Source organism: Brevundimonas sp. SORGH_AS_0993, from assembly GCF_030818545.1.
GTDB lineage: Bacteria > Pseudomonadota > Alphaproteobacteria > Caulobacterales > Caulobacteraceae > Brevundimonas.
Genome location: NZ_JAUTAH010000001.1, coordinates 2789396 through 2814787, shown reverse-complemented (window position 1 = coordinate 2814787; position 25392 = coordinate 2789396). Strand labels below are relative to the sequence as shown.

Sequence of the window (25392 nt, the reverse complement as noted above, 5' to 3'; positions counted from 1 at the left end):
GTCGGCATAATTCCGTTGAGCGTTGATGGCGGATCGCGGATCCGCACAGCGCGGTCGCCTCCCCACGGCGGCGATTCGCCAGGGCTTGCGGCTTCCGATTCTCAGCCTTCATGACGTCGAAGAGCTGGTGTTCGCTCAGGGGATCGAGGTCGGTTCCGAAACCATTCGCTGCTGGACGATCAAGTTCGGACCGCAGATCGCCAGGCGGCTAAAGAAGCTCCGACTCTGCCACTTCTCCACAGTGGCATCTCGACAAACGGCGACGGGCCCGAAAACCATCGAAGCCAAGACGCCTTAAGGCGACGGCGCCGTGGTGAAGGCGCGGACGGCCTCGTCGAAGCGTCGCAGGTTGTCCTCGCCGTCATAGACGCCGTGCGGACCGGCGAAATAGACGGCGGTCAACTGGTCGGCCGGAACGCCGATCTGATCCAGAACATAACGCCCGGCATAGGCGGGAGTGGTCAGATCGAAGTATCCAGCCGCCCAGAACAGTTTCATGGCGGGTCGCGCCTTCATCGCCTTGGCCAGCCCCTCCATGGCCTGGGGCGAATCCCCGTGGCTCCAGGCGGCGTTCACCAGGAAGTTGAGACTGTAATAGGGGTCCGTCGTCGGGAACCCGAGGTCATGGCGGATATAGTCGCCCAACACCGGATTGACGATCGGGCCGATGCTGGCGGGGGTCGGCGCCGGTTCGCCCGCCTTGCTCTTGGGCGCGACGCCCAGCGACGGATCGTCCAGCGCGCCCAGGGCGCCGGGCTCAAGCGGCGCGGTCACGCGGACGTCCAGCATGCCGGTACGGAGCCCCTGATCCTTCAGCAGGTTGAACATCCACACATTGCTGGAAATCCGCAGATTCTCGCTCAGGATAAGCTCGACCGGCAGGCCGATCAGGGCCGACATCCGCTCGGCGATACGGCGGCGATCGGCCTCGGCCAGGCTCGCGCCCTGGATCAGAGCCTCGACATAGTCGGTGCGGGCGAAGGTCAGCGCCTCCTGATAGACCTGATCGACGGTGCGTCCGGCCGTGTCGATCCGGCCGTGACGCCAAGCGCCCGCCGCCATGGTCGGCAGACTGACCACATAGGGCATTTCCAGCCCCGTCACCGGCGCGGCCAGGGCGACCAACAGGACGCCGTCGAAGGTCAGGGTCTGCGTGTCCGCGGCGATCAGAGCGGCGCGGATCGTGCCGTAGCTTTCGCCCATCAGATAACGTGGCGAGGCTTCACGTCCATTGCTCTTCAGCCAGTTCAGGATGGCGGCCTGCACCGCCCGGGCGTCGGTTTCGCCCCTATACCAGTATTTGTCGTCCACGCCCGTCAGGGCGCGGCTGAAGCCGGTGCCGACCGGATCGATGAAGACGATGTCCGCCGCATCCAGCGGACTGTAAGGGTTTTCGACCAGTCCGCCCTGACCCGACTGCGCCTTGCGGACCGGCCCCAGGGCCGACAGATGCAGGGGCGAGGACGAGGCGCCCGGCCCGCCGTTGAAGGCGAAGATGACAGGCCGTCTCGCGGGGTGCGCGACATCGTCGCGGGTGTAGGCGATGGTGACGACCGAGGCGCCGGGTCGCCCGTCCGGCCCCGGCACGAGGTTGTCAGCGACGTTGGCGCTATAGGCCACGGTCTGGCCGTTGAAACGTCCGACGTGGTGAGTGGTCGCGCGGCGAACCGGGATCGCGGCGGAAGCCGACGGCGCCGCATCCGTCGCGGGCGCCTGCGCCACGACCGGCGCCGCCAGGACGGATGCACAGAGGATCAGGGCCGCTGCGGCCCTCATCGACGACCGCTCCGGATCAAGGCGCGGACATCGTCCGAAAAGGCCGCCGCCGTATTGCCGAGGTAGAGCATATGGCCGGATTCGTAGGTTTTCAGCGTCAGCCGGTCCATCGGCACGCCCGCCTTGATCAGGGCGTCATGCGCCGCAGCCGGCGTCGTCACCATGTCGTAATAGCCGCTGGCCACCAGAACCCGCAGATCGCCGTTGCGGCGCATGGCGGTCGCCAAGTCGCCGGCGAAGGACTGGCCTTCTGGAACGCCGGTGCGTTTCCAGTTCCAGGCGGGCAGAAGATTGCGCCAGACGATGGCGCCGTAGGACCGATCCTCATGAACGTTCAGATCCTCGCCCAGCATCTGGTGGAAGGCGGCGATGAAGCCGGGGACATACCGTCCCATGGCCGGATCGTCGGCGACCGGCTCGCCGCCGTCGTGCGCCGACGGCAGGGTATAGCGGCCGTCGTAAAGGCCGACGGTCAGGCCCTGATCCGCCAGAAGCTGCTGCGAAAAAGCCCTCGGCGACACGACCAATCCCGGCAGCCATGCCTGGGCCGGCAGGCCGGTGTAGGCCGACAGCCGCGCCGCCATCGCCGCACGCGCGGCATCGTCCATAGTCCCGGCGGCCGCCTTGTCCAGCGCCTGGAGATAGTCGGTCGTCGCAAAGCGCGTCACCTCGTCGTCGAAGGCCTGAATCGTCAGCCCCCGATGGTCGATCTTGTCATGAACCCAGGCGGTCGCCGCCATGGCGGGCAGGTTCAGCGCAGCCTCCTGGGAGGGGCCCTGCCCCGCCGTTCCCGGCCCGTTCAGGCTAGCGCCCAACAGGATGATCCCGTTAACAGTGACGCCCCGCATGACCCCGCCATAGGTCGGGCCGCCCATCAGAGCGCGGGGCAGAAGCGCCGCCCGTGCGCTGCCATAGCTTTCGCCCATCAGGTACTTCGGCGCGTTCCACCGGCCGTTCCGGGTAAGCCACAGTTCGATGAACTGAGCCACGCTTTCGGCGTCCTCGTCCACGCCGTAAAAATTCTCGGGCCTGCCCTCGCCTACGATGCGGCTGAAGCCGGTGCCGACGGGGTCGATGAAGACCAGATCGGCGACATCCAACAGGCTGTCGGGATTGTCGACCAGACCGAAGGGCGGGACGCTGCTGGGGTTCACCTCTTGGTCCAGCCGCACCCGGCGCGGCCCCACCACGCCCATGTGCAGCCACAGCGAGGACGCCCCCGGCCCGCCGTTGAAGACGAACAGGACCGGCCGGTCGCGATCCCCGCCCGTCTTGACGTAGGCGAAGCTGTAGAGAGAGGCGATCGGCGCGTCGCGGTCGTTACGCAACAGGGTCGCCCCCGCCGTAGCCGTATAGGCGATCCGTTGTCCCCGGATGGTGATCTCGTGTCGCGTCGTCACGGGTGCGCAGACCGCGCCCGGCTCATCCGCCAGAACCGGCGCAGCGCCGAGCAAGAAGGCGGCGACGGCGGACAAGATCAGCCAGTGGCGCATGTGCGTTCTCTCAATGCGGTGAGCCGAGTGCGGAGACCGAAGACGCCCCGTCGCGGCGCAGAGCGAACAGAGCCTCATGCAGCCTGGACAGTCCTCTGTCGATCATTGCAGGCGGGACGCCGAAGCCCAGCCTCATATGCCCCGACCGACCGAAGAACTCCCCCGGCGCCGTGACGATCTCATGGTCGCGCCACAGAGTTTCCGCCAGTCGGCGCGTATCCGCATGACCGACGATGCGCGGAAAGGCGATACAGCCGTAATCGGGCAGTTCGCCTTGGATCAGATCATCGGCCCGCATGGCCGCCATGTGACGCGCGACCACCGGCCGGCTGGCCTGCAGAACCTGCCGCCAGTGCGCCTCGAACGGCTCCGGCTTTTCCAGCACCAGGGCGCCGATGGCGTGGGTCAGCTTCGACACCCCGAACTCGCGCCCCGCATTGACGCCGGCGATGCGGGGCGCCATCGCCCGCGTCGTCAAGATCCAGCCGCATCGCAATGAGAACAGGCCGAACACCTTCGTGAGGCTGTTCACGCTGATCAGATTGGGCGCGAGCCGCGCGGCGGGCGGATCGCCCCTGTCGGCGGCGAAGTCGGCATAAACCTCATCGACCAGCACATGGGCGCCGACGGTCGCCGCGACGGCGGCCAGAGCCTTCAGCGCCTCCGCATCCAGGCGACGCCCGGACGGATTGTGCAGATTGGTGACGATCACCAGCCGCGTGTCGGGCCTAAGTCTGTCGCGCAGATCTTCGGGATCGAGGTCGAAAAGCGCGCCTCGACGCGGCAGCCCCTCGACATCCGCCCCCGCCCGTCGCGCCATTTCGCTCAGGACGTCGAAGCCGGGCGTCTCGATCAGTACATGATCGCCGGGCGCGATCAGGGCGGCCAGCACCTGGGCGACGCCGTTGCAGGCGCCGGTCGTCGGCACGATGCATTGTTCATCCACGCCGTAACGCGCCGCCAGCGCCGCCAGCAGATGGGGATTTCCGCGACCGAACACACTTTCGAACCGATCGGTCACGCCGTTGGCGAAGGCATCGCAGATGACGCGGGCCAGCAGGGCCTCTGGTTCCGCCACGGTGCTTTCGAACAGAATCGACGCGCCCGGCGGCAGGGGCATGTGGCGATAAAGGGATCGTCCGAAGGCGGCGAAATCTTGAATGTCGTAAATCGCAGCCCTGGCTGTGCTCTCGCGGCTCAAGGTCTCGGTTCCCGGCGCTCTGGGCCTGGGCCTGGACCTGGGCATCGGATGTTCATGAATCGCAAAGCCTGTCCCGTCGCGACCCATGCCGCCTTCCCTGATGGCTGCATTGTTAGCGCTGCGGCAGGGATGGTTCTTTGCGTTTGAAGGCTTGCCGTTTCGGAAGATTGGATAGCTAATGCTGAATACTGGGGAGATGGAGACTAGACGATGTCCACGGGCCTGGACGCCATCGACGTTCGCATTCTGCAACAACTGCAGATCGACTGCTCGATATCGACCTCGGAACTGGCCGAGCGCGTCGGCCTGTCCCAATCGCCTTGCTGGCGGCGCATTCAGCGCCTGCGGGAAGAAGGCTATATCAAGGCTCAGGTCGCCATTCTGGACCCGGAACGAATGGGCTTTCAGATGCATATCTTCGCGCAACTGAAGATGAACAATCTCGCCGAGAACGACCGAGAGCGGTTCATCCGCGAGATCGCCGCCATTCCCGAGATCGTCGAATGCTATTCGGTGCTGGGCGAACGGGACGCGATGATCAAGGTCATCGCTCCCGACATCAAATGGTATCAGGACTTCATCTTCCGAAAGATCCTGAAACTGCCCGGCGTCATCGACATCAGTTCGACCGTCGCCCTGTCGGAGATGAAGCGCACCACCGCCCTGCCCGTGCGCCAGGGCGTCTAAGTCTTCAGACGTCTGAATTCAAACGGCCGTCGCGTCTCGTCGACGGGGTCGGGCGTAATAGGCCAGGCCCAGGGCCAGCCAGACCCCCAGCAGCACATAGGGTCGCCAGTCGGTCCCGAAGCCGAGGGCGGCGATGACGACGGCGGCGATGACGCCCAGCACGGAAAGCAGCTTGACCGTGGTGCGGCTGAACCTGAGGTTCGCCTGCCCATGCACCTCGGGATGGGCGCGGGCGACGTTATAGGCGGCCATGCAGGTGCCGAGATATTTCATCATCGTCGGCACGTTCACCGCCAGCAACAGGAACAGGAGGCTGGAAGGCAGGAACAGAGCCGCAGACGAAGCCAGGAAGGCCACGAAGGTCGCCACGTGCGGCGTGCCGAATCGGGGATGGATGCGCGCTAGGGCCGACGGCAGGACGCCAGACCGTCCCATGGCGAATAGAAACCGCGAATAGACCAGAAAGACGGCGTTCATCGATTTGGCCAGGGCGATCACGGCCGCGGTGACGATCAAGGGTGCGGCCCACTTGCCCAGCACGACCTCGGCGGCGGCCAGGAGGGGCGCTTCGCTGGTCGCCAGCACCTTCGGCCCCGCCAGGCTCAGGGCGGTGAAGGTGATCGCCAGATAGACCGCCACGGTCAGCATCAGGCCCAGCGCGATCCCCAGGGGCACGACCACCCTGGAATTGCGCACCTCGTCCCCGACCTCGGTGGCGGTCTCGATGCCGAGAAACAGCTGGATCATCAGCGGCAGGGCCGCGACGATCGGCGTCCAGCCGCCCGAAACCGCCTGCGCCAGCAGACCGGGCTTCAGATCGGGCGCGCCGACGACGACGAAGACGGTGAAGATCGACAGCAGAACCAGCATCAGCACCGTCTGCGCCTTGGCCGCCACCGCCACGCCCACATAGTTCAGCCCGAAGACCAGCACGAACAGGCCGAACATCACCGGCTTGGCCGGCAGGGGGATCACCATCGACAGATAATTGACCAGAACCCGCGCCAGAACGATCATGACCACTGCATTGCTAAGCACCCTCAGCCAGACGATGGCGAAGGCGATCAGCGGGTGGGTGAACCGGCGCTGCCACTCGTAGGAGGCCGCCGTGCTGGGCGCCGCAGAGGCCATATAGGCATAGACCAGGGCGAACAGGATCATGGGCAGGGCGGCCACCGCCACCGTGATCAGTATGCCCGCCCCGCCGACCGCCGCCGCCGGCCCCAACACGGTGAAGATGCTCGCTCCGATCGCCGTGCCGGCGCCCAGCATCACCAGATCGAGCAGGCCGACGCCGTGCTTGAGCTCGGTCGATGAAGCCGAGGAAGACGAACTCATGCAGCGTATCCGGGCGAACGATCCGCCCCCGTTCGGAGCGCACGCAATCCTACCCTGCGGCGCCCGACAGAACTATTCAAACCCATGCGCGCCTTTCCTTGAAGGCGAATGCTTTAGTCGCGTTCTCGAGCGGGACTGCATTGTCCATACCTTGCCGAACGCATAGCCAAACAGGGCGCGTCTGCCGCCCGTCGCAGGACTGCTCGCGCATTGATTATTCATGTGAACCAAGGTTGCCGTTCCGGCGATGTCGGCGACGCGCGACTTGACGTCCACAAAGCAAGAAATGTGGTCGGGACATTTTCTACAGTGGAGGCCGCAAGCGGAGTTGAAGATGACCGGGTTCTCCAGACGACACCTTTTCGGCGCCGCCGGCGGCGCCGTCGTTCTATCCGGCATCGCCCCCCTCCCTGCCCTGGCCCGAACGCCGTCCGGACGTCAGAGACGGGTCGGCGTCTTCAACGGTCGGTCGATCGCCTATACGGCGGGTCTGGACGAAATCGTCGTCGTCGATGCCCAGGGCGCGCCCTTCGCCCGCTTCGTCTGCACAAGCTATGTCCGCGACGACATCGAGCGCCGCGACCGTCCGGTGCTTTTCGCCTTCAACGGCGGCCCCAGTTCCTCCTCGGCCACCCTGCACATGCTGGCCCTGGGTCCGAAGCGGATCGAACTGGAACAGGACCCGAAGGCCCCCGCCCTGTCGCCTGCTCGCTTGGTCGAGAATCCCGAGACCGTGCTGGACGTCGCCGACATCGTCCTGATCGACCCGCCTGAAACCGGCTTCACGCGGGTTTTGTCCGAATCCGGCCGCAAGGACGCCTATTCGGTCGAAGGCGACGCGCGCGCGGTGTCGGACTTCATCCGGGCCTGGATCAAGGCCAACGGCCGCGAGACCTCGCCGAAGTATGTTCTGGGAGAAAGCTACGGCACGATCCGCGCCGCCGTCATGGCCGGTCAGTTGGCCCAGGACATGCCGTTGGACGGCGTCTTCCTGTTCGGTCAGGCGATCAACATGATCGAGACGTCCCAGCGCGTGGACAACATGATCGCCTATGCGACCAACCTGCCCGCCCTCGCCGCCATCGCCGTCTATCATGGCAAGGTCGACAAGGGCCCCCGCGCGATGAACCGCTTCATCGACGACGTCTATGCTTGGGGCATGACCGACTATCTGGCCGCACTCGTCCAGGGTCAGTCCCTGGCGCAACCCCGCCGTCGCGCCGTCGCCGCCGAGCTGGAACGTCTGACGGGAATCGACGCCGACTTCTATTTCGACGGCGATCTGACGATTTCGAAAGTCGCCTTCGCGGGCATGCTGCTCGCGGACAGGGGCCAGAGGCTGGGCGTCTATGACGCACGCTATGTCGGACCCGCGCCGACACAGGGTCGACGACCCCAGGACCCGTTCGAGGCCAAGGTGTCGGCCGGCGTCCTGCCGATGATGCAGCGGTATCTGCGGACCGAACTGGCCCCGGAGCGCGACGCCGCCGACTATCGCCCGCTGGCCCCCGGCGCCGATGCCTGGACCTACGACCCCACCGGCGGCGCGGGCGGACCGTTTAACGAATACGATTATCCCGCCCGGCTGGTCCCCGCCTTCAACGCCAATCCGCGTTTCCGTCTGATGATCGGCACGGGGATCTACGACCTGACCACCACAGTCGGCCCGGCCCTCTATCTGGCGGCCCAGAGCGACTATCCGGTCGAGCGCGTCATACAGCGTCGTTACGAGGGCGGACACATGGCCTACACCAACCGGCCCGCCCTGACGGCCTTCACCCGAGACATCCGCAGTTTCGTGACCGGAACCGCCTTCGTCGATTTCTGATCAGGCCCGTTCCATGCTCGTCCTGGACCGCGATTTCGTCCGCACCCATCTCGGTTACGAGGTCTGCATCCCCCTGATGCGCAAGGCCATGTCCGCCTTGTCCAGAGGCGAGACGCGCCAGCCGCTGCGTTCTATCATCCCCCTCGACCAGGGACGGGCGTTCGGCGTCATGCCCGGCGCGCTCGCGGCCGACGGCCCGTTCGGGGCCAAGCTGGTCAGCGTCTATCCCCAGAACCACGCGCTCGGTCTTCAGTCCCATCAAGGCGCGGTCGCCCTGTTTGATCCCGCGACAGGCGCTCTCGCCGCCCTCGTCCATGCCGGAGAGGTCACGGGCATCCGCACGGCCGCCGCCAGCGCCGCCGCATCCCAGGCCCTGGCGCGCCCCGACGCCTCGCGGCTGACGGTGCTGGGCGCGGGCGAGCAGGCCGCAGCCCATGTCCGCGCCTTCCACGTCGCCTTCGACCTGTCGGCGGTGACGATCTGGGGGCGGTCCAGCGAACGCGCAGCCGCCCTGGCGTCTAGACTGGCGCGAGAAACCGGGCTGCCGGTCACGGCGGCCCCGACCGTGCCCGAGGCTGCGGCACAGGCCGACATCATCTGCACGACCACCGCCGCGGCCGAGCCCATTCTGCATTCCAGCGACGTGCCCGACGGATGCCACGTGAACCTGGTGGGTTCCAGCCATGACGGCCCTGTCGAGATCGACGACAATCTGGTGGCCCGCGCCCGATTCGTCGCGGACTACAGGCCGGGCGTCCTGGCGCAGGGGGCCGAGTTCCTGTCGGCCAAGCGTGCAGGGCGGGTGGACGACGCCCATGTCGTGGCGGAAATCGGCGAGGTCTTTCTGGGCCTGACGCCCGGCCGCACCTCAGAGCGGGACGTCACCCTGTACAAGTCGCTGGGCCACGTCGTTCAGGATATGGCCAGCGCGCGCTATCTCGTGGATACCGCCGTCGCCCTGGGACAGGGCGTGCATATTCCCTTCTGACGGTGATCAGGCTGGCGGCGTCGCCGGCAAGGTTTCCAACAGACGATCCACGTCGTTCATGTCGTTGAACACGGCCAGCGACACGCGAAACCGATGCTGAGACACCGTGATCCGCACATTGGCGGCCGCCAGCCTGTCGGACAGTTTCGGCCGGGCGTCCTTCAAGGCGAAGGCGACCAGGGCGGTTCGGCTGTCCAGGGGCGTCAGCGGCTCATAGCCGCGTCGTCGCAGTTCCGTCTGCACCGCATCGACCAGCGGTCGTCGCGCCCTCTGGATGGCGTCGACGCCCAGACGGTTGATCCAGGTCAGCGAGTGGTCCAGCTGCACCGCCCCCGTCCAGGAGGTCGTGCCCATGGCGAACCGGCCGGTCGCATCATCTCTGGCCGCGTAGTCCGCCGGCATTGGACCGGGCGGATCATGGGGAAAGGCGTGGCTCTGAAAGCTGCGAACCTGATGATAGCCCCACCACGGCCGCCGGATCTTCTCCTGCACGGTCTTGCGGACATAGAGAAAGCCCAGGCCGAAATCCCCCATCAGCCATTTGTAGGAGGCGCAGGCGGCGAAATCGACGCCCGCCGCCTTCAGGTCCAGGGGAGTAGATCCTGCCCCATGCACGATGTCGACATAGACATAGGCGCCGTGGGCGTGGGCCAAGTCGCAGACCCGTTTCAGGTCATGTTCGAAACCATTGATGGTCGAGACATGGCTGATCGACACCAGCCGCGTCCGCGTGTTCACCGCCGCTTCCATCGCCGCCATGTCGATCCGTCCCTCGGGCGTCATGGGCAGGGTGACGACGTCCATCCCGGCCTTGGCCAGTTCGCCATAAGTGTAGAACGAGCCGAAGAAATGCAGGGCGTCCGTGACGATCCGCCCGCCGGTCGCCGGAATGTCCAGCGCCTGCAACACCAGATTTTCGCCCATCGAGGTGGACTGCACGAAGCACAGTTCGTCGGCTTCGGCCCCGACCAAAGTCGCGAACTGCCGGATCGCATTCTCTTCCATTGCGCCGGGGTCCAGATCGGGCGCCCCGATCTGGCGCGTCTTGTAGCGCAGATAGTCCTCCAGCGCGGCGCGCGCGCCCAGCGGCATGGGGTGGGTCGCCCCGCTGTCCAGATAGGTCATCGGCATGGTCGCGAAGGCGGCGCGCGCCGGCAGGGTCAGCGGCGGTTCCCCTCCGGCTTCGCGCGCCACGACCGGCTGGGCCAGACCTGTGGCCGGGCCGACGGCGGCGGCGGCGATCAGAGCTCTGCGGGTGAAATGCACGGCGGACTCCGAGGCTGTTCGCAACGACCGACGCCATATTAGGCGCGCGCCGTCGAATAATCCTTTCGTCTTCCGCGACGACGGCGGGACCGAAAGGCAGGAATAGTCCCCTGGCGTCTGTTAGCGTGCCGGATCATCGCTCGTCCGACAGGCGCCTTCATGTCCTCGGCCCTTTCCCTGACCGTCCATGACGCCGCCGCCGTCCGCGCCGGGCTGGACATCGCCACCCTGCGCCCAGCCATCGCCGAGGCCATGATCGCCCTGTCCCAAGGCCGAGTGCGCCAGAATCTCCGCAGCTTCATCGGTCTGGGCGAGGGCCGCACCTTCGCCCTGATGCCGGCGGCCTTCGACGGCCAGGGCCTGTTCGGCGCCAAGCTGGTCAGCGTCTTCGCCGACGGCGCGGGACGCAAGGCGCACGAAGGCGTGGTGGTGCTGTTCGACGGCCAAACGGGCGTTCCCGTCTGCATAGCCGACGCGGGCGAGATCACCGCCCTGCGCACGGCCGCCGCCAGCGCGGTAGCGACCCAGGCCCTGGCCCGACCCGACGCCAGCATCCTGGCGATTCTGGGCGCGGGTCGTCAGGCCGCCGAACACATCACCGCCATCGCCCAGGTCCGTCCGCTGGAAGCCGTCCGCGTCTGGGGCCGCGACCTTGAGCGCACCCAGGCTTTCGCCGCCGACATGAGCGCCCGGATCGGCGTCGCCGTGACCGCGAAGGAAACCCCGCGCGACGCCGCCCACGACGCCGATATCCTTTGCACCGTCACAACGTCGGTCGATCCGGTGCTTGAGGGCGACTGGGTCGCGCCCGGCGCCCATGTCAATGTGGTGGGGTCCAGCGGCCCGATGGCGGCCGAAATCGACACCGATCTGGTGGCCCGCAGCCGCTTCATCGTCGATCACGCCGAACACGTCCGCGCCCACGGCGGCGAGTACCTGCGCGCCCTCGCCTCGGGCCGCATCACGCCGGATCATATCGCTGCCGAGATCGGGACGGTCCTGTCCGGCGCCGAACCGGGCCGTCGGTCGGACGCCGAAATCACCATCTATAAATCCCTGGGCCACGCGGCCCAGGACATCACCGCTGCAGGTCTGCTGCTGGGCTAGGGTTTGCAGGCGACGTCGGCGACGCCCTGAACCCGGCGCCACTGATAGACATCGACTTCTTCTCCGCGCGGCAGATAGGTCACGGGGAAGGTCCGGCCGTCCCGCGTCGTCTGAAGCGTCAGCCGGCGCGTCTGGTCGCCCTGAACGGCGTCCATCGCCACCGCATAGGTGACGACATCCCCGTTGCGGAGACCGGCCTGATCCGCCGCCGAACCGGGGATCAGCCCCCGTATCGTCTTGACGTCCCCGACCAGAGAGCGGGGATCGAAACCCAGTTCGAAACGCCGGGCCTTGCCCACCTCGCGCGTGAAACATGGGCCGTAGTCGCCCGGTTCGGGCGTCATCAGCGCGCCCGCCTTCATGGCTCTGTGCAGGTCGCGGCCCGCCTCGCCCAGTTCGCCGACCAGCAGCGCCACCCAGGCGGCCTCGTCCACCGTCTCACCCGCGCGACGCCGACGGTTCATTTCCGCGATCAGGTCGTCCACCGACCGGGCGCCGCCGGAGGCGCGGCGGATCATGCCGTTGACCGTCGCGAAATACAGGGCGCCGCGATCATAGGGCAGAACGCGGATGCGGCTGTCGTCCCAGAACCGCGCCGCGATCTGGTCGTCGGGCGTATCGTTCAGCGGATTGGAATAGTAGCGCCGCGCCGTGTCGTTGATGTCCGCCAGATAGGCGTCCGCCGACATCAGCCCCGCCCGGAACGGCAGCAGCGCCTGATAATAGACGGCCACGCCCTCGCCATACCACTGGCCTCGCCCGTCCCACTGGGTCCAGGTGTGGATCATCTCGTGCGACAGGGTGGTCTTCAGATCCTCGGGATCGGTCTGCGCATTGTATGTGACCAGGAAGGACCGCGTCAGCGCCACGCCGCCCCCGGCGTTGATCGGATTGAAGCGCATGAAGACCCGATAGGGCGGATCGCCGGGTTCGGCGAAGAAGCGGCTCATCCAACCGTGCAGCCGATGGGTCCAGACCATCAGCGGTCGCGCCTCGAACGGCGTTTCGCCCAGCCAGGCGGCCGAGAACCCGGCTTCGCTTACCGTTTCGGGTTCACGATGCATCGGCCCGGCCATGAAGGCGGTGGACGACAGCCGATCTGCCGCGCCCTCCCCCAGGTCCACATCGCCCTCGCCATAGCTGGACGTCGCGCGCGCGCCCTCGCCCAGGCCGGCCAAATCCCAGCGCAGGGCGACGCGATAGTTCGTTTCGACTTCGGGCAACAGGATGAAGGTGTTGCCGACGCCGGACACGCCGCCGCCCTCGGTCCTCAGGCTGTAGGGCGGCCCCGACCCGCGCCGGGGCGGCGTATTGTCGATCGGCGCGCGATATCGCACCGTCACCTCGCCGTCCACGTCGCGCGCCGCCAGCCAATGCCGGGAATAGACCAGGGCTGCGGGATCGTCCCGCACCGTCAAGGGCACGATCCCCTGGCGGTCCGTCACGACCAGATCGGTCAGGGTGTCGGCGACGGTGTCGGTGTTGGCGATCACCACCGGCAGCGTCAGCAAGGGTTCGCCCGCCCTCGCCTTCAGATCGGAGGCGATCCATTGGACATCCATCCACCCCAGCCCGCGTGCGACATCGACGCCTCCAGGACGCAGGGTCACGGCCAGGGACGGCGCCTCGGCCCAGGCCGAAGCGCCGCCGAAGGCCAAAAGCGCGACCAGGGCGGCCAGGCTGCGGCGCGAAATGACGGAAAGGCTCATGACAACCGCATCCTGGGAAAATCGGCACCGGCGACACAGGCGTCGCCAGAGCGATGACGATCAAGATCAGAAGTGGGCGTTCAGGCCGATGAAATACTGACGCCCCAGAATGTCGCCATAGTTGCGCGTCGGATAGGAAGGCTCTTCGTCGGTCAGATTGATCACGCCGGCGCGGATCGCATAATCGCCGAAGCGGTATTCGCCGGACAGGTTATGACGGATGTTCTCGTCGATCACCGGCGTCGGCGTGGTCTCGGTGGTGTCGAAACGGTTCACCTTCGAGACCGGCAGATAGTTCATCGTGTAGCTGAGCCGGATCGGTCCGCGCGAATAACGGGCGTCGAACCGCGACACCCAGTCCGGCGTCACGGTGGTGTCGTCCGTGCGGTTGTAGTCGAAGCCGGTGACAGAGGTTTCCAGCAGGGCGTTGTGGGTGACTTCCAGCCCCAGTTCCAACCGGCCCCAATCGGCGGCGCGACGGAAGGCGTCCGCCACGTCGAAGGCGTAGTTGACGGTGTAGATTTCACCCTCGTAACGCACCGTGCCGGCATTGAAGGTGGTCGATCTGGCGGTCGCCACCTGTCCCTGGCTGTTGAAGGTGAACTGGCTGCAGACATCGGCCGGCTTGGGCGAGGAATCGAAGCAGGTCGCCAGGAAGTTCTGCGGCGTGAAGGCCGACAGACCGTCGTTCAGCTCCACCTCGACGCGGTCGGCCACGACCGTCAGGCCGGGTGCGAAGGTCGGCTGGAAGACGACGCCGAAGGTGGTGGTGTCCGAGATTTCGTTCTTCAGGTTCGGATTGCCGCCGGTGGTGACGAGGACGTTGGTGAAGTTCTCGCCCGGATCCTGGAAGCCGACCAGCGGTCCCCAGCCCGGATTGGCGGCGAACAGGGCCTGACAGTTGGCCAGACGCACGGCCGGATTGGGTCCGCTGTTGATCCGATCGGAATCGCAGGGGTTCTGCGCGATGGAATCCAGGGTCGTGCTGGACGGCGCGAAAAGCTGATCCAGGGTGGGCGCGCGGAAGTTGCGGCTGCGCGACGCGCGCATGGTCAGGCCCGTCACGACCTCCCACCGCAGACCTGCGCCCCAGACATTCTCTTTGCCGGCGATGGAGTTGTCGACGACGCGATAGGCGCCGCTCAACTCCAGAGACTTGACGAACGGCAGGGTGAAGTCGCCGCCGAACACCGGCGCCAGGACCTCGGCAGAGAATTCGTTCGTATTATAGGCGCCGCGGGTCGCGGAGCTGGGCGTGCCCGATCCCACGAGGCCCAGTCGGTTGGCGTCGAACGGATTGAACTCCGCCTTCTCGCGCCGATACTCATAGGCCAGGCTGAAGCTGGCGGGGCCGGCCGGCAGGGCGAACAGTTCGCCGCCGATGGTGGCCAGAAGGTCGTCCTGGGTATTTTCGAATTTCTCTCCGACCGGCACGGCCACATAGTCGCGCATCGCGTTGGTGATGACGCCGGAGCCGAAGATGTTGATCGGCACGCAGCCGGGGGCGTCGTTGGTCGTCGAGGCGTCGGCGTTGACCGCGCAGACGGGCTGGCCTCCGCTGCTGACGGCGTTGACGGCGTTCTCCAGCCGCGAGGTCCAGGTGTCCCACCCGGATCGTTCGCCACGGGTGACGCCTCGGCTGGCCGAAACGCTCCAGTAGAAGTTGCGATCCGCCCAGTCGAAGTCGCCTTCCAGCGCGACCAGACCGCGCCACACGTCCGTATCGCTCACGACCTCGCGGGTCGGCAGGATATCGGCGAAATTCTTGGACAGCCACAGCGGCGCACCGGCGGCGAAGCCTGCATTGGCGGCGCTGAGCTGGGCCAGGGCGGTCGGGGTCAGGAAGGGATTGGTGCGGAAAAAGGCGATGGGGCCAGCCGCCGGAAGCGGCCGAGTTCAGCACCGTGCGCGACGTGCCCTGCGTGCCATAGGGATCGCGCCCTTCGGTGTTCGCATAGAGCAGTTCGCCCTTCAGCTTGATCCGGTCGGTCAGGTCGTAATGGCCGATCAGATTGGCGTTGAACCGTTCGACGCCGGTGTAGAGCGCCGCCAGATCGCGGAAGTCATAGCCGTCGCCGCCACTGGCGAACGGCACGCCCGCCACCGCCCCGGTATCGTAGGCGACCAGGCTGTTTCCATCGGCCGAAAACTGTTGGGGCACGCCGCCCGAGCGCACCAGGAAACGCCCGACCGGCGCGGGGATCGAGAAGATCACCCCATTGTTGTTGAAGGGCCAGAAGTGCGCGTCCAGCAGTTCCCGCACGGACGGAATGCCGTCGGAAGGCCCTGTGTTGGCCGCATTGGACACCGTCAACCGCGCAAGGTTCGAACGCGGCCGGTCCTGGCCATAGAGCGCATCCGTCTTCGACCATTCCACATCGGCCGCCAGATTGGCGCGACCGTCCAGGAAGTTTCGGCCCAGCGTCATACGCAGACTGCGCTGCGGATAATCTCCCCGCGAAGAGACGCCGTACTGGGAGTCGACCTCCATCCCCTCGAAATCGTCCTTCAGCACATAGTTGACCACGCCGGCGATGGCGTCCGAGCCATAGACGGCCGCGCCGCCCGCCTGGACCACGTCCACACGCTTGAGCAGTCCGACCGGGATCAGATTGGTATCGACCACCCGGTCGCCCATGCCCGACGACGAGGTCACGAAACGACGCCCGTTCACCAGCGACAGGGTGCGGCCGGCGCCCAGGCCGAACAGGTTGGGGAACTGCTGCCCCGAACCGGCCTCCGAACCGGAACCATTGGCCACCGGCGCGGACGGCGTCGCCGAGGTGATCTGGTTCAGCGCCTGTCCCACCTGGACGAAGCCCCGCTCCGACAGCACCTCGGCGTCGATGACCGAAACCGGCGCGGCCGTCGTCGTCTGGACGCGACGAATGCGCGAACCCGTGACGACCACATCGTCAACGCTTTGGCTTTCATCCTGCTGGGCGGCCGTCGGCGCCGTCTGGGCGAGGGCCGGGGCCGCAACGCCGAACACCAGCAGGGCGGACCCCGCCATGGTGGTGGCCATCAGGCGCTTCTTCATCGACATGCGCGTCATCGTATCCCCTCGATCTGCGTTCTGACCGCGCGAACGACATCCCCTCGCCGCGCCTCTGCCGAAAGGCTAACCCCGCCCGGCCGGCACATTCTTTCCTATTTCAGGCTCGACATAGATCGTCACACAACTTTCATGCGCGCGAGAGGACAAACAGGACTGAAATATCTCCGCACATTTTCAGCACTCGAACGCAGCGGCATCCCGGACACCCCGCAGCCGCCTGCCGTTTCTTCGCATTCCCGCATGAGCGTAGCCGTTTCAGCGCGACCGAACGCGGCGACGCCGATCCTGGCCGCCACGCATAGATATTGCGGCGAATAACCGCGCCCCGCGAAGCCCTTTATTCGCCGAGCAACCGACACGCGCGACGATCATGCCCCCGGCCCATCGGGAAAGCGTCCAGTTTGCATAACGCTTGCGTCCATAGCTGCGTAACCTGTTCCGAATGACGGGGAGCGCGGATATGAACCTTCTCACACGGATCGGCAGGGGGCCGGGCGGCCTCGCTTGCGCGCTCGCCCTGGCCCTCATATCGGGGCCGCCCGCCCACGCCGCCGAGACGCCTTCGGTCGCCTCTCGGCAAGACGCGGCGCCGCCCCCGGCCGTGACCCGCCACAGCCTTCGCCTGGCGCACGGACGTCTCGACTATCAGGCCGAGATCGGCCGCATCGCCATCCGCGACGTCGAGACGTCCGAGGCGCGCGGCCATATGGGCTATGTCGCCTATCGCGCGCCCGGCCGGAAACCACGCCCGCTGATCTTCATCTGGAATGGCGGCCCCGGCGCCAACTCCGCCACGCTCCATTTCGAAGCGGCGGGGCCCCCTTCGCGGCGAGGGCGACCATCTGATCGACAACGGCGAAACCTGGCTGACCGCGGCCGACCTCGTCTTCGTCGATCCGATCGGCACAGGGTTCAGCCGACCCACCAGCGCAGCCGCCGCCGACGAATTCTACGGCACGGTCGGCGATGTCGCCTCGGTCGCCGAGTTCGTCCGTTCCTGGCTCTTGCTGCACGACGCCCAGGACCGGCCCGTCTTCCTGGCCGGCGAAAGCTGGGGCGCCGGTCGCGCGGCGAGCGTCGGCTACCGCCTGCTGAGCCAGGGCGTGCCGATCAGCGGTCTGATCCTGATTTCAGGCGGCGACGGCCTCAACACCGCCTACCTCGCGCCAGAGACGTCGACGGCCCTGCATGTCGTCGATCTGGCGCCCATCGCCCTGTTCCATCACCAGCTGCCGCCCGAGTTGGGGCTGACGCCCGATGCCGCCCGCGCCGCCGCCGAGACCTGGGTTCGCACGACCTATGCGCCGGCCTTGGTCCGTCGCGGCCAGTTGACCGACGCCGAGCGCGACGCGGTCATCGCCGACCTCTCGCGCTTCACCGGCGCGCCGATCGACCGGATCGACCGCAACACCCTGACCTTAACGCCGCGCCAATATCTGCAGGGTCTGTTGCAGGATCAGGGCAAGACGCTGAACATCTTCGACATGCGGCTGACCAAAAGTCCGCAAAATGGTTTCAACGGCGCCATCGACCGCTACCTGCGTCGCACGCTGAACTATGTGACGGACTTGGCCTATGTTGGTCTGGACGACGTGCAGGTCGGCTACGCGCCCTACGACCGTTTCCCAGCCGCCGTCGGCGCGCGATGGAACTACGCGACCGTGGAAAACCCCAGCCCCGAGGCGGTCAAGACGGCGATCGACGAAGCCGTCCGTCATGGCGGCGGCCCGCCCCGCATAGGCCCTCCGTTGCCCGCGACCGAAGAGGCTCTGGCCCTGTCGCCGACCCTGAAGGTTCTGATCGCTTCCGGTCGCTACGATTCCCTGGCCAGTTGCGCCCGCGACGCCGCCGTCGCGCAACGCCTGCCGCCAACGCTGCGCTCCGCCCTGACCTATCGCTGCTACGAAGGCGGCCATATGTTCTACCGCGACCCCGCCCCCCGTCTGCAGTTCAGCCAGGATGTCAGGGACATGGTCTCCCGATAGTCGCCAATGACGCAAAAGGCGTCGCCTCCTTCGACGCAGCGTCGGTAACGCGCCAGAACGGTCGCTGAGCCGGACGATCTTCGTCAATCGCAAAGGGCTCAGCTGGCGGACGCCCCGGCGACTATTGGCTGAACACGCCCCGAATTCATCCGCTACCACAAGCGCCGATGCAAAGCGCTGAATCGTGTTCGGACCTGAAGGACTGGCGGCGGGTCCCACGCGCTACGATCGATGCCCGACCGACTTCCCGTCCGCCACAGCCCTCGCCCCACCCATCCTGTTCTGGCTATGAGTCCGGGGCCTAACGGTTCAGGCCGAAGGCGTCGGCGAGGTTCATGTCCAGACGCACCCCAATGGCGAGGGCGTTGGGCAGGTTCTCGGTCCGCTGCGGGGCGTTCAACTGATCCGGCCGGACAATGTAGTGGACATTGGGCTGAATACGCACGGCCGGCGTGACCTGGAAGCCGTAGCTCAGCTCCATCATGATCTGGTCGTCGGCGGGCGTTCCCGTTCCACCTGCGGCGGCGCGGGTCAGGCGGAGGTTTTCAAGGGCCTCGTCAGAATAGGCCTGGCGCGTGGCGACGAAGGCCAGGCTATCGGCCGGACGCGCGGCGAAGGGGCCTTTCAGGACGAAGCCCAGCTGCTGGAAATCGCTCTCGACCGTCTCGCCCGACGTCTTGGCGAGGGCCGCGCCGAAAACGGTCAGATTGCGCTTCGTGTCGCCGTCGGCATGCCACGCCGTCTGCTCGAAGCGGGCGAAGACGCCGGACCGACCGTTCCGAACGGCGTAGGGCCTGCCGGAGACGGCGGCGGGAACGCCCGTCGCATCGTCCAGCGGATCGGCGTAGTCGGACTGGTCGTACCACCCCCCGACCTCATAGGCGCGCGGATAGGCGTCGGTTTCCGCCGTGGTGCGATAACCCAAGGCGAACGGCGCGATCACACCGGTCGAGGCGTGCGTATCCCAATCCAGACCATGGTCGCTGTTCCGGGCGCGTTCGGGGTTGACCTCGTAGACGCCCAAATGGGCGTAGATGTTCGGCGTCAGCCACGCCTTGGCGTGAGCGCCCCAGCTGGACACGGGCCAGTAGGTGAAGTTGCTGGTCTTGAAGACGAAGGTCGGATTTCCGCAGGCCGAGTTGGTCTGGAAATACTGGCAAAGGGGCGAACCGAGGAAGCTGATGTTGGCGACCGTCCGGCCGCCTTCCAGCACCAGCCGTCCGTCGAACAGGCTTTGCTCCAGGCTGAACAGCGTCAACCGGCTGTTCTGGGCCCCGTAGATTTCCTGGATGGAGGTGCTGTTGCCGATCCCTCGGTCGGACAGATTGTCCCCGTGGCGGTTGACGACGGCGACGTGCAGCGTTGCACCCTTCCAGCCGGACAAGGTCTCCAGGTCCAGATCGGCGCCGAGCATCAGTTGGCCCGCATAGGCGCTTTTATTGTCCAGGCCGCCATCGACGACGGCGGCGGCTTCGCCCGTATAGGAGGCCTGCCAGGTCACGCCACGGGCGGGCCACGTCTGGGTCTGGGTCTGGGTCTGGGTCTGGGTCTGCGTCCGGGTCTGGGCCTGAGTCTGGGCCTGAGTCTGGGCCTGAGTCTGGGCTTGGCTTTGGGCATGGGCGAGGGTCGGCGAGACGGCGGCGACCAGCACCGCAGAAATCGTTTTCAGAACGTGGCGCATCTTGGAGCTTTCTGTTCGCGTAGATTTTGAGGGAGTTCGAGCTAGGCAAGGCGCCGCAGCAGGCCGCGCAGGGCGAAGGCGGAGACCACCGAACCGGCGGCGATGGCCAGCCCATAGGCGAAGACATGGCTGACGGCGTTCGGGATGAGCGCCACGAAGATCCCTCCGTGCGGCGCCCGCAGCTGGGCGCCCATGGCCATGGAGATGGCGCCCGCCGTGGCCGATCCGGCGACCAGGGCCGGAATGACGCGCAAGGGGTCGCGCGCCGCAAAAGGAAGGGCGCCCTCGGTGATGAAGGCCAGTCCCAGCAAGGCTGTCGCCGGGCCGGATTCCCGCTCGGCGGCGGTAAACCGTGCGGGGAACAGGCGTGTGGCCAGGAACAGGCCCAGGGGCGGGGTCATGCCCCCCGCCATCACCGCCGCCATAGGTCCATAGACGCCGTTGGTCAGCAGGCCCGTAGAGAAGGCGTAGGCCGCCTTGTTGACGGGACCGCCCATATCCACGGCCATCATGCCGCCCAGCAGCGCCCCCAGGGTGGAGGCGCCGCCGCCCTGAAGCGCCTGAAGCCAGGTCGTCAAGGCGGCCAGGGCCTGAGCCGTCGGCTTGCCGACCACATAGATCATGGCTAGACCCGTGACCAAGGCGCCCAGCAGCGGCAGCAGAAGAACGGGCTTCAGTCCCTCAAGCCCCCGCGGCAGACGTATCCAGCGGCTCATGTAGCGCACGGCGTAGCCGGCGATGAACCCGGCCAGAATGCCGCCCAGAAAGCCCGCGCCGATCTGACTGGCCAGCACGCCGCCGATCATGCCCGGCGCCAATCCGGGGCGGTCGGCGATGGAGAAGGCGACATAGCCGGCCAGGGCCGGCACCATCAGGGTGAAAGCCGCCTTGGCGCCGATCTGGAACAAGGCATGGGCGAAGGTGCCGTCCTGATCGCCCGCATAGATGCCGCCGAAGGCGAAGGCCAGGGCGATGAGCAGCCCCCCCGCCACCACGAAGGGCAGCATGAAGGACACGCCCGTCATCAGGTGCTTGTAAACTCCGGCGCCGGCGGCGGTGGGCTTGTCCGTCGCGGTCGAGGCGCCGCCGGCAGCAGCGGCGGCGGCGCTTGTCGCGCCATGAAGCTGGGCTTCGGACAGGGCCTTGGCGATCAGGGCCGCGCCGTCGTTGATGGCGGGTTTGGTCGGGCTGTTGAGGACGCGCTTTCCGGCGAAGCGCGACACATCGACCTGGGTGTCGGCGGCGATGATCACCACGTCGGCGGCCGCAATCTCTTCGGGCGTCAGGCCGTCGCGGGCCCCGACAGAGCCCTGCGTCTCCACCCGGATGTCATGACCCAGCTTCTCCGCCCCCTGCTTCAGACCCTCGGCGGCCATAAAGGTGTGGGCGATGCCGGTCGGGCAGGAGGTGATGGCCACGATCCGCGTCGGGCGGTCGGCGCCGGCGGACGCTTTGGTCTCTTGTTCCAAAGCGCGCGTCAGCACCGCGCCCGCGTCCTGAAGAACCGCGTCGATGTCCGCCCGGAGCCAGCGGCCCGCCTGGGGCGCCCCTTCCGGCGCGACGTCGCCGACCAGCAGAAGAACATCGGGCGTGACCGCGGGGTCGATCGCGCCCAGCACGGCGCCGCTGACCCGCACTTCGATGGGCGGCGTCAACCCGCGCGCCGCCGCCGCCTTGCGCAGGGCTTCGGCCGCCAGAAGGGGCTGGGTGGTGCGGTCTCGATCCGCGACGATAATGGCCAGTGTCATGGTTTTCCTCCTCCCAAGGGTGGACGCTATGCTGCGCCCTGGCCCTGGCCGATCCAGTCGTCGGCGCACGTCAGTCTGACCTGGGCGGCCAGGGCTTCGATGTCTTGCCGGGGCGGCAGATACGGACCCAGAACCCTCAGCTTTCCGGCGGCGAAGGCGGTCGCCAGCCGCGCCTTGCGCTCCAGATCCGCGCCTTCGCACAGGGCGGCGATCAGGCCCGACACCATGGCGTCTCCGGCGCCGACGCTGGAGGGGACATCCACGGGCAGGGAGGCGGCGTGCACCGCCTCGCCGCCCCCGACGAACAGCGCCCCCTGGGCGCCCAGAGAGACCGCGATCAGATCGACTCCGGCCGCCTGGATCAGACGCGCCTGGCGCAGCAGGCCTTCGTCGTCCAGCGGCGTCCCGCCCGCTAGATCGGACAGTTCGTCCCGATTGGGCTTGACCAGATGAGGCCGCGCGCGGGGCCGGGCCAGGGCGATGGAAAGCGGTTCGCCGCTGATGTCCATGACGACCTGGGCGCCGCGCGCCTTCCAGTCCGCCGACAGATCCGCCCAGGCCGAGGCGGGCAGCCCGTCCGGCAGGCTGCCCGCCAGCACCAGGATGGTCGGGTCCAGCCGCTCCAGAACCTTTCGGACCTGTTTCAGGTCTTCAGCGGCGGCAGGCAGGCCGGGCAGATTGATGTCCGTCGTACGCCCGCCCGTGTCCGACACCTTCACATTGATCCGCGTGGCGCCGGCCATCCGCGTCATGGCGTCGGCGATCCCCTTGGCGGCGAACAACGCTTCGAAGGCGTCGGCGTTGTCGGCGCCCAGCAGACCCGCCGCCGTCGGCTTCAAACCCCAGTCGGCCAGGCAGGCGGCGACATTGACCCCCTTCCCACCGGCCATGGTCGCCGCCGTCCGGGCGCGGTGAACCTCTCCGGGAACGAGCGTCTGAAGCCCGACGGCCAGGTCGATGGCGGGGTTCAGGGTGACGGTGACGATCCGGGCGGTCATGCGTCGGCGCCGCCCAGAGCGCGGACATCGCTGGCCGACTCGGCCTCCAGAGCGCGCGCCGCCAAGTCGGCGAGCGCGGCCAGGCTGGAACCGCGAAGCCGGGCCTTCACCGCCGGAACCTCGCGCGGGGTCATCGACAGTTCCTTGACGCCCAGACCCGCCAGCAGGCCGGCGCCGAAGGGGTCGCCCGCCAGGCCGCCACAGACTCCGACCCATTTGCCATGGGCGCGTGCGCCTTCGACCGTCTGATGGATCAGGCGCAGCACTGCGGGATGCAGGGCGTCGGCGTCGGCCGCCAGTTCGGCGTTCTGACGATCGACGGCCAGGACGTACTGGGTCAGGTCGTTGGTACCGATGGAAAAGAAATCGACGTATTGCGCCATCGAACGGGCCTGGATCGCAGCGGCCGGCACCTCGATCATGATCCCCAGGGGCACTTCGGGCGCGCCGATCTCGTCGCGGATGCGGGCGCAGATCGTCTTCAGGGCCTGAATCTCGGACACGGAGGTGATCATGGGGAACATGATCGACAGATTTCCAAGCCCGTCCGCCGCCGCGCGATAGAGGGCGCGCAGCTGCGGCTCCAGCAGTTCCGGCCGCCGCAACAGAAGGCGCGCGCCGCGCACGCCGAGGAAAGGATTCTCTTCTTTCGGCAGATCCAGATGCGCGACCTGCTTGTCTCCGCCGATATCCAAGGCGCGCACGATCACGGGGCGGCCGTCCATTGCCCGCAGCATGGCGGCATAGGCGGCGTATTGCTCGTCTTCGTCGGGCGCGTGGTCCGATTCCAGGAACAGGAACTCGGTCCGCATCAAACCGACCCCCTCGGCGCCCTGGGACAAGGCGAAGGTCGCCTGGTGCGACTGATTGATATTGGCCACGACTTCGATCCGATGGCCGTCCTGGGTCGTCGCGGGAAGCGCGCGCGCCTCGCTCTCGCGGGCGCGGATCTCTTGCTGCTTTTCGATCCAGGCGGCGGCGGCCCGGAGGTCGGCTTCGGACGGATCGACGTAAAGCCGGCCGGCCTGGCCGTCGACGATGACAGTCGCGCCATCGGCCAGGTCCAGCGCCGCCGAACCGGCGGCGACCACGGCCGGCAGGCCCAGCGTCCGGGCCAGGATCGCCGTGTGCGACGTCGGGCCGCCCAGGGCCGTGACCAGGCCGACGACCTTGTCCGTATCCAGCGAGGCCGTGTCGGACGGCGAAAGATCCGCCGCAATCAGGACCGTCGGCCCTTCCGGCAGGCTGGACAGGTCGTCGCGCTTCAAGGCCGGGTCCAACGCGGTCAGGACACGGCGTCCCACATCGCGAAGATCGGCCGCCCGGGCCGCCAGGACAGGATTGCCCAGCGCGCTCAGACGGGCGGCGACCCGATCGACGGCCGTGTTCCAGGCCCAGGCGGGGCCGTGTCCCTCCACCATCAACTGGCAGGTGATGGTGATCAGATCCGTATCGTTCAGCAGTTCGGCCTGCGCCCGAAAGATGTCGGCCTCGGCGGCGCCCACCCGGCGCGCCGTGTCGTCCGCCAGCGCGCGCAGCTGGAAGCGGGTGGTGGACAAGGCGCCGTCCAGCAGGGCGCCGCCTTCGGTCAGCGGCACGGGACGATCCGGTATCGCGTCCGTGACGGGGGTGATCGTCCGCAAGGTCCCGATCGCCAGTCCCGGAGAAGCGGCGACGCCGGCGATGAAGGCGGGATGGCCGGGCGGCGACCAGGCCGGCGCCAGCGTTTCGGCCCGACGGGCGGCCAGGGCGGCGTCGGCCTGCTCCTGGGCGGACAGGCCGTCCATGACCCGCTTCAAAGCGTCCAGGGCCGCCGCCGCGTCCGGTCCGGCCGACGAAACGGTGACGACGGCGCCCTGAGTCAGCCCCAGTTGAAGCAAGGAAACCAGGGATTTGGCGTCCGCCGTCTCGTCGCCGTGCCGCACACGGATCTGGGCGGAAAAGCCGCGCGCCGCATCGACCCAGCGCGAGGCCGGGCGGGCGTGAAGACCGGAGGGATAAGAGACGGTCCAGTCGAATTTGCTCGCCAGGTCCACCGCCGGACCGCTCTTCGCGTCCGGCGCCGCGTCGTCGATCAGGGCGGCCAGGATGTCGTCGGCATCTTCGGTGGCGAACAGCGCCTCAAGACGGGATTCGTCCTGCAGCAGGCGCGTCAGGCGCCGAAGCACGGCGAGGTGCGCGTCCGACTGGGCGGCGATCGCCACCACGAGCCGCGCGGTCTGGCCAGCGTTCCACTCCACCCCCTGGGGCAGTTGCAGGATGGCGATCCCGTTGCGAAGGACCAGGTGTCGATCCTCGGCCAGACCATGGGGAATGGCGACGCCGTGACCCAGAAAGGTGTTCGCCGCCGCTTCGCGTCTGACCATGCTTTCGGCATAGGCGGGGGCCACGCAACCGGCCGCGGCCAGAAGGGCGCCGGCCTGGGCGATGGCGTCGCCCTTGTCGGCGGCGACCACCTTCAACCGGACAAGCTGGCGCGAAAGCAGGTTTCCCACGGAAGTCGAAGTCATGGCGGCGCCTCCCTGACGC

The 25392-nt window shown here is 67.3% G+C and carries 17 protein-coding genes and 1 pseudogene; 6 read left to right on the top strand and 12 right to left on the bottom strand.

Annotated features, from left to right (window positions below; translation table 11 throughout):
- Positions 1–25 precede the first annotated feature (25 nt).
- A complete protein-coding gene (locus QE389_RS13820) occupies positions 26–298 on the top strand; it encodes a hypothetical protein (protein WP_307368444.1) in 273 nt (90 codons plus the stop codon).
- Here the strand turns inward: QE389_RS13820 and QE389_RS13815 are convergent.
- The 3 genes from QE389_RS13815 to QE389_RS13805 are packed head-to-tail and all read right to left on the bottom strand — an operon-like array spanning position 295 to position 4470.
- Positions 295–1776, bottom strand: coding sequence for a hypothetical protein (locus QE389_RS13815; protein ID WP_307368440.1), 1482 nt, complete (start codon positions 1774–1776; stop codon positions 295–297). The two genes, QE389_RS13820 and QE389_RS13815, sit on opposite strands and share 4 nt — an antisense overlap.
- Positions 1773–3269 (bottom strand): S10 family peptidase, encoded by a 1497-nt coding sequence (locus QE389_RS13810; RefSeq protein ID WP_307368438.1) that lies wholly within the window; start codon positions 3267–3269, stop codon positions 1773–1775. Before QE389_RS13810 ends, QE389_RS13815 begins: the two co-directional genes overlap by 4 nt.
- A 10-nt stretch (positions 3270–3279) precedes the next feature.
- Positions 3280–4470 carry a pyridoxal phosphate-dependent aminotransferase gene (locus QE389_RS13805; protein ID WP_307368435.1) on the bottom strand — a complete coding sequence of 397 codons (1191 nt, stop codon included), beginning with the start codon at positions 4468–4470 and terminating at the stop codon, positions 3280–3282.
- A gap of 210 nt (positions 4471–4680) precedes the next feature.
- Here QE389_RS13805 and QE389_RS13800 point away from each other — a divergent pair, with 210 nt between their 5' ends.
- Positions 4681–5157: an Lrp/AsnC family transcriptional regulator gene (locus QE389_RS13800; protein WP_307368433.1), complete on the top strand. Its 477-nt coding sequence runs from the start codon at positions 4681–4683 to the stop codon at positions 5155–5157.
- Between the two features lie 18 nt (positions 5158–5175).
- Here QE389_RS13800 and QE389_RS13795 read toward each other — a convergent pair whose 3' ends face one another.
- Positions 5176–6495, bottom strand: a complete 1320-nt coding sequence (locus QE389_RS13795) for an APC family permease (RefSeq protein WP_307368430.1) — start codon at positions 6493–6495, stop codon at positions 5176–5178.
- Between the two features lie 334 nt (positions 6496–6829).
- On the opposite strand from QE389_RS13795, the gene QE389_RS13790 reads away from it, so the two are divergent.
- Complete coding sequence (locus tag QE389_RS13790; RefSeq protein ID WP_307368426.1) at positions 6830–8323, top strand: S10 family peptidase; 1494 nt, start codon at positions 6830–6832, stop codon at positions 8321–8323.
- Between the two features lie 13 nt (positions 8324–8336).
- Entirely contained in the window at positions 8337–9311 is a 975-nt protein-coding gene (locus QE389_RS13785; RefSeq protein ID WP_307368422.1) for an ornithine cyclodeaminase family protein, read from the top strand.
- 6 nt (positions 9312–9317) lie between these two features.
- Here QE389_RS13785 and QE389_RS13780 read toward each other — a convergent pair whose 3' ends face one another.
- Entirely contained in the window at positions 9318–10577 is a 1260-nt protein-coding gene (locus QE389_RS13780; RefSeq protein WP_307368419.1) for an aminotransferase class V-fold PLP-dependent enzyme, read from the bottom strand.
- 159 nt (positions 10578–10736) lie between these two features.
- Between QE389_RS13780 and QE389_RS13775 the strand changes: the two genes are divergently transcribed.
- The gene (locus QE389_RS13775) at positions 10737–11684 is read left to right on the top strand and encodes an ornithine cyclodeaminase family protein (RefSeq protein ID WP_307368416.1); all 948 of its coding nucleotides are present in this window, start codon (positions 10737–10739) and stop codon (positions 11682–11684) included.
- Here QE389_RS13775 and QE389_RS13770 read toward each other — a convergent pair.
- The 3 genes and pseudogenes from QE389_RS13770 to QE389_RS13760 all read right to left on the bottom strand — a co-directional run.
- Positions 11681–13393, bottom strand: coding sequence for a hypothetical protein (locus QE389_RS13770; RefSeq protein WP_307368413.1), 1713 nt, complete (start codon positions 13391–13393; stop codon positions 11681–11683). The genes QE389_RS13775 and QE389_RS13770 overlap by 4 nt on opposite strands.
- 66 nt (positions 13394–13459) lie before the next feature.
- The gene (locus QE389_RS13765; protein WP_307368410.1) at positions 13460–15109 is read right to left on the bottom strand and encodes a TonB-dependent receptor domain-containing protein; all 1650 of its coding nucleotides are present in this window, start codon (positions 15107–15109) and stop codon (positions 13460–13462) included.
- Between the two features lie 820 nt (positions 15110–15929).
- Positions 15930–16406, bottom strand: a pseudogene (locus QE389_RS13760) (TonB-dependent receptor plug domain-containing protein); the annotation flags it as partial.
- Positions 16407–17218: 812 nt separating this feature from the next.
- Here QE389_RS13760 and QE389_RS13755 point away from each other — a divergent pair.
- Entirely contained in the window at positions 17219–18436 is a 1218-nt protein-coding gene (locus QE389_RS13755) for a peptidase S10 (RefSeq protein ID WP_307368407.1), read from the top strand.
- A 301-nt stretch (positions 18437–18737) separates the two neighbouring features.
- On the opposite strand, the gene QE389_RS13745 is transcribed toward QE389_RS13755, so the two are convergent.
- Genes QE389_RS13745 through ptsP form a run of 4 tightly spaced genes read right to left on the bottom strand, consistent with a single transcriptional unit; the run spans position 18738 to position 25373 of the window.
- Positions 18738–20117: a carbohydrate porin gene (locus QE389_RS13745; protein ID WP_307368404.1), complete on the bottom strand. Its 1380-nt coding sequence runs from the start codon at positions 20115–20117 to the stop codon at positions 18738–18740.
- Between the two features lie 41 nt (positions 20118–20158).
- Positions 20159–21865, bottom strand: coding sequence for a PTS fructose transporter subunit IIC (locus QE389_RS13740; RefSeq protein ID WP_307368402.1), 1707 nt, complete (start codon positions 21863–21865; stop codon positions 20159–20161).
- A 26-nt stretch (positions 21866–21891) separates the two neighbouring features.
- The gene (locus QE389_RS13735) at positions 21892–22863 is read right to left on the bottom strand and encodes a 1-phosphofructokinase family hexose kinase (protein ID WP_307368399.1); all 972 of its coding nucleotides are present in this window, start codon (positions 22861–22863) and stop codon (positions 21892–21894) included.
- Positions 22860–25373 carry a phosphoenolpyruvate--protein phosphotransferase gene (ptsP, locus tag QE389_RS13730; RefSeq protein ID WP_307368396.1) on the bottom strand — a complete coding sequence of 838 codons (2514 nt, stop codon included), beginning with the start codon at positions 25371–25373 and terminating at the stop codon, positions 22860–22862. Before ptsP ends, QE389_RS13735 begins: the two co-directional genes overlap by 4 nt.
- Between the last annotated feature and the right edge of the window lie 19 nt (positions 25374–25392).

Coding starts and splice junctions, on each gene's coding strand:
- QE389_RS13820 (WP_307368444.1), top strand. CDS start 26: ATGGCGGATCGCGGATCCGCACAGCGCGGTCGCCTCCCCACGGCGGCG.
- QE389_RS13815 (WP_307368440.1), bottom strand. CDS start 1,776: ATGAGGGCCGCAGCGGCCCTGATCCTCTGTGCATCCGTCCTGGCGGCG.
- QE389_RS13810 (WP_307368438.1), bottom strand. CDS start 3,269: ATGCGCCACTGGCTGATCTTGTCCGCCGTCGCCGCCTTCTTGCTCGGC.
- QE389_RS13800 (WP_307368433.1), top strand. CDS start 4,681: ATGTCCACGGGCCTGGACGCCATCGACGTTCGCATTCTGCAACAACTG.
- QE389_RS13795 (WP_307368430.1), bottom strand. CDS start 6,495: ATGAGTTCGTCTTCCTCGGCTTCATCGACCGAGCTCAAGCACGGCGTC.
- QE389_RS13790 (WP_307368426.1), top strand. CDS start 6,830: ATGACCGGGTTCTCCAGACGACACCTTTTCGGCGCCGCCGGCGGCGCC.
- QE389_RS13785 (WP_307368422.1), top strand. CDS start 8,337: ATGCTCGTCCTGGACCGCGATTTCGTCCGCACCCATCTCGGTTACGAG.
- QE389_RS13775 (WP_307368416.1), top strand. CDS start 10,737: ATGTCCTCGGCCCTTTCCCTGACCGTCCATGACGCCGCCGCCGTCCGC.
- QE389_RS13770 (WP_307368413.1), bottom strand. CDS start 13,393: ATGAGCCTTTCCGTCATTTCGCGCCGCAGCCTGGCCGCCCTGGTCGCG.
- QE389_RS13755 (WP_307368407.1), top strand. CDS start 17,219: ATGGCGGCCCCGGCGCCAACTCCGCCACGCTCCATTTCGAAGCGGCGG.
- QE389_RS13745 (WP_307368404.1), bottom strand. CDS start 20,117: ATGCGCCACGTTCTGAAAACGATTTCTGCGGTGCTGGTCGCCGCCGTC.
- QE389_RS13740 (WP_307368402.1), bottom strand. CDS start 21,865: ATGACACTGGCCATTATCGTCGCGGATCGAGACCGCACCACCCAGCCC.
- QE389_RS13735 (WP_307368399.1), bottom strand. CDS start 22,863: ATGACCGCCCGGATCGTCACCGTCACCCTGAACCCCGCCATCGACCTG.
- ptsP (WP_307368396.1), bottom strand. CDS start 25,373: ATGACTTCGACTTCCGTGGGAAACCTGCTTTCGCGCCAGCTTGTCCGG.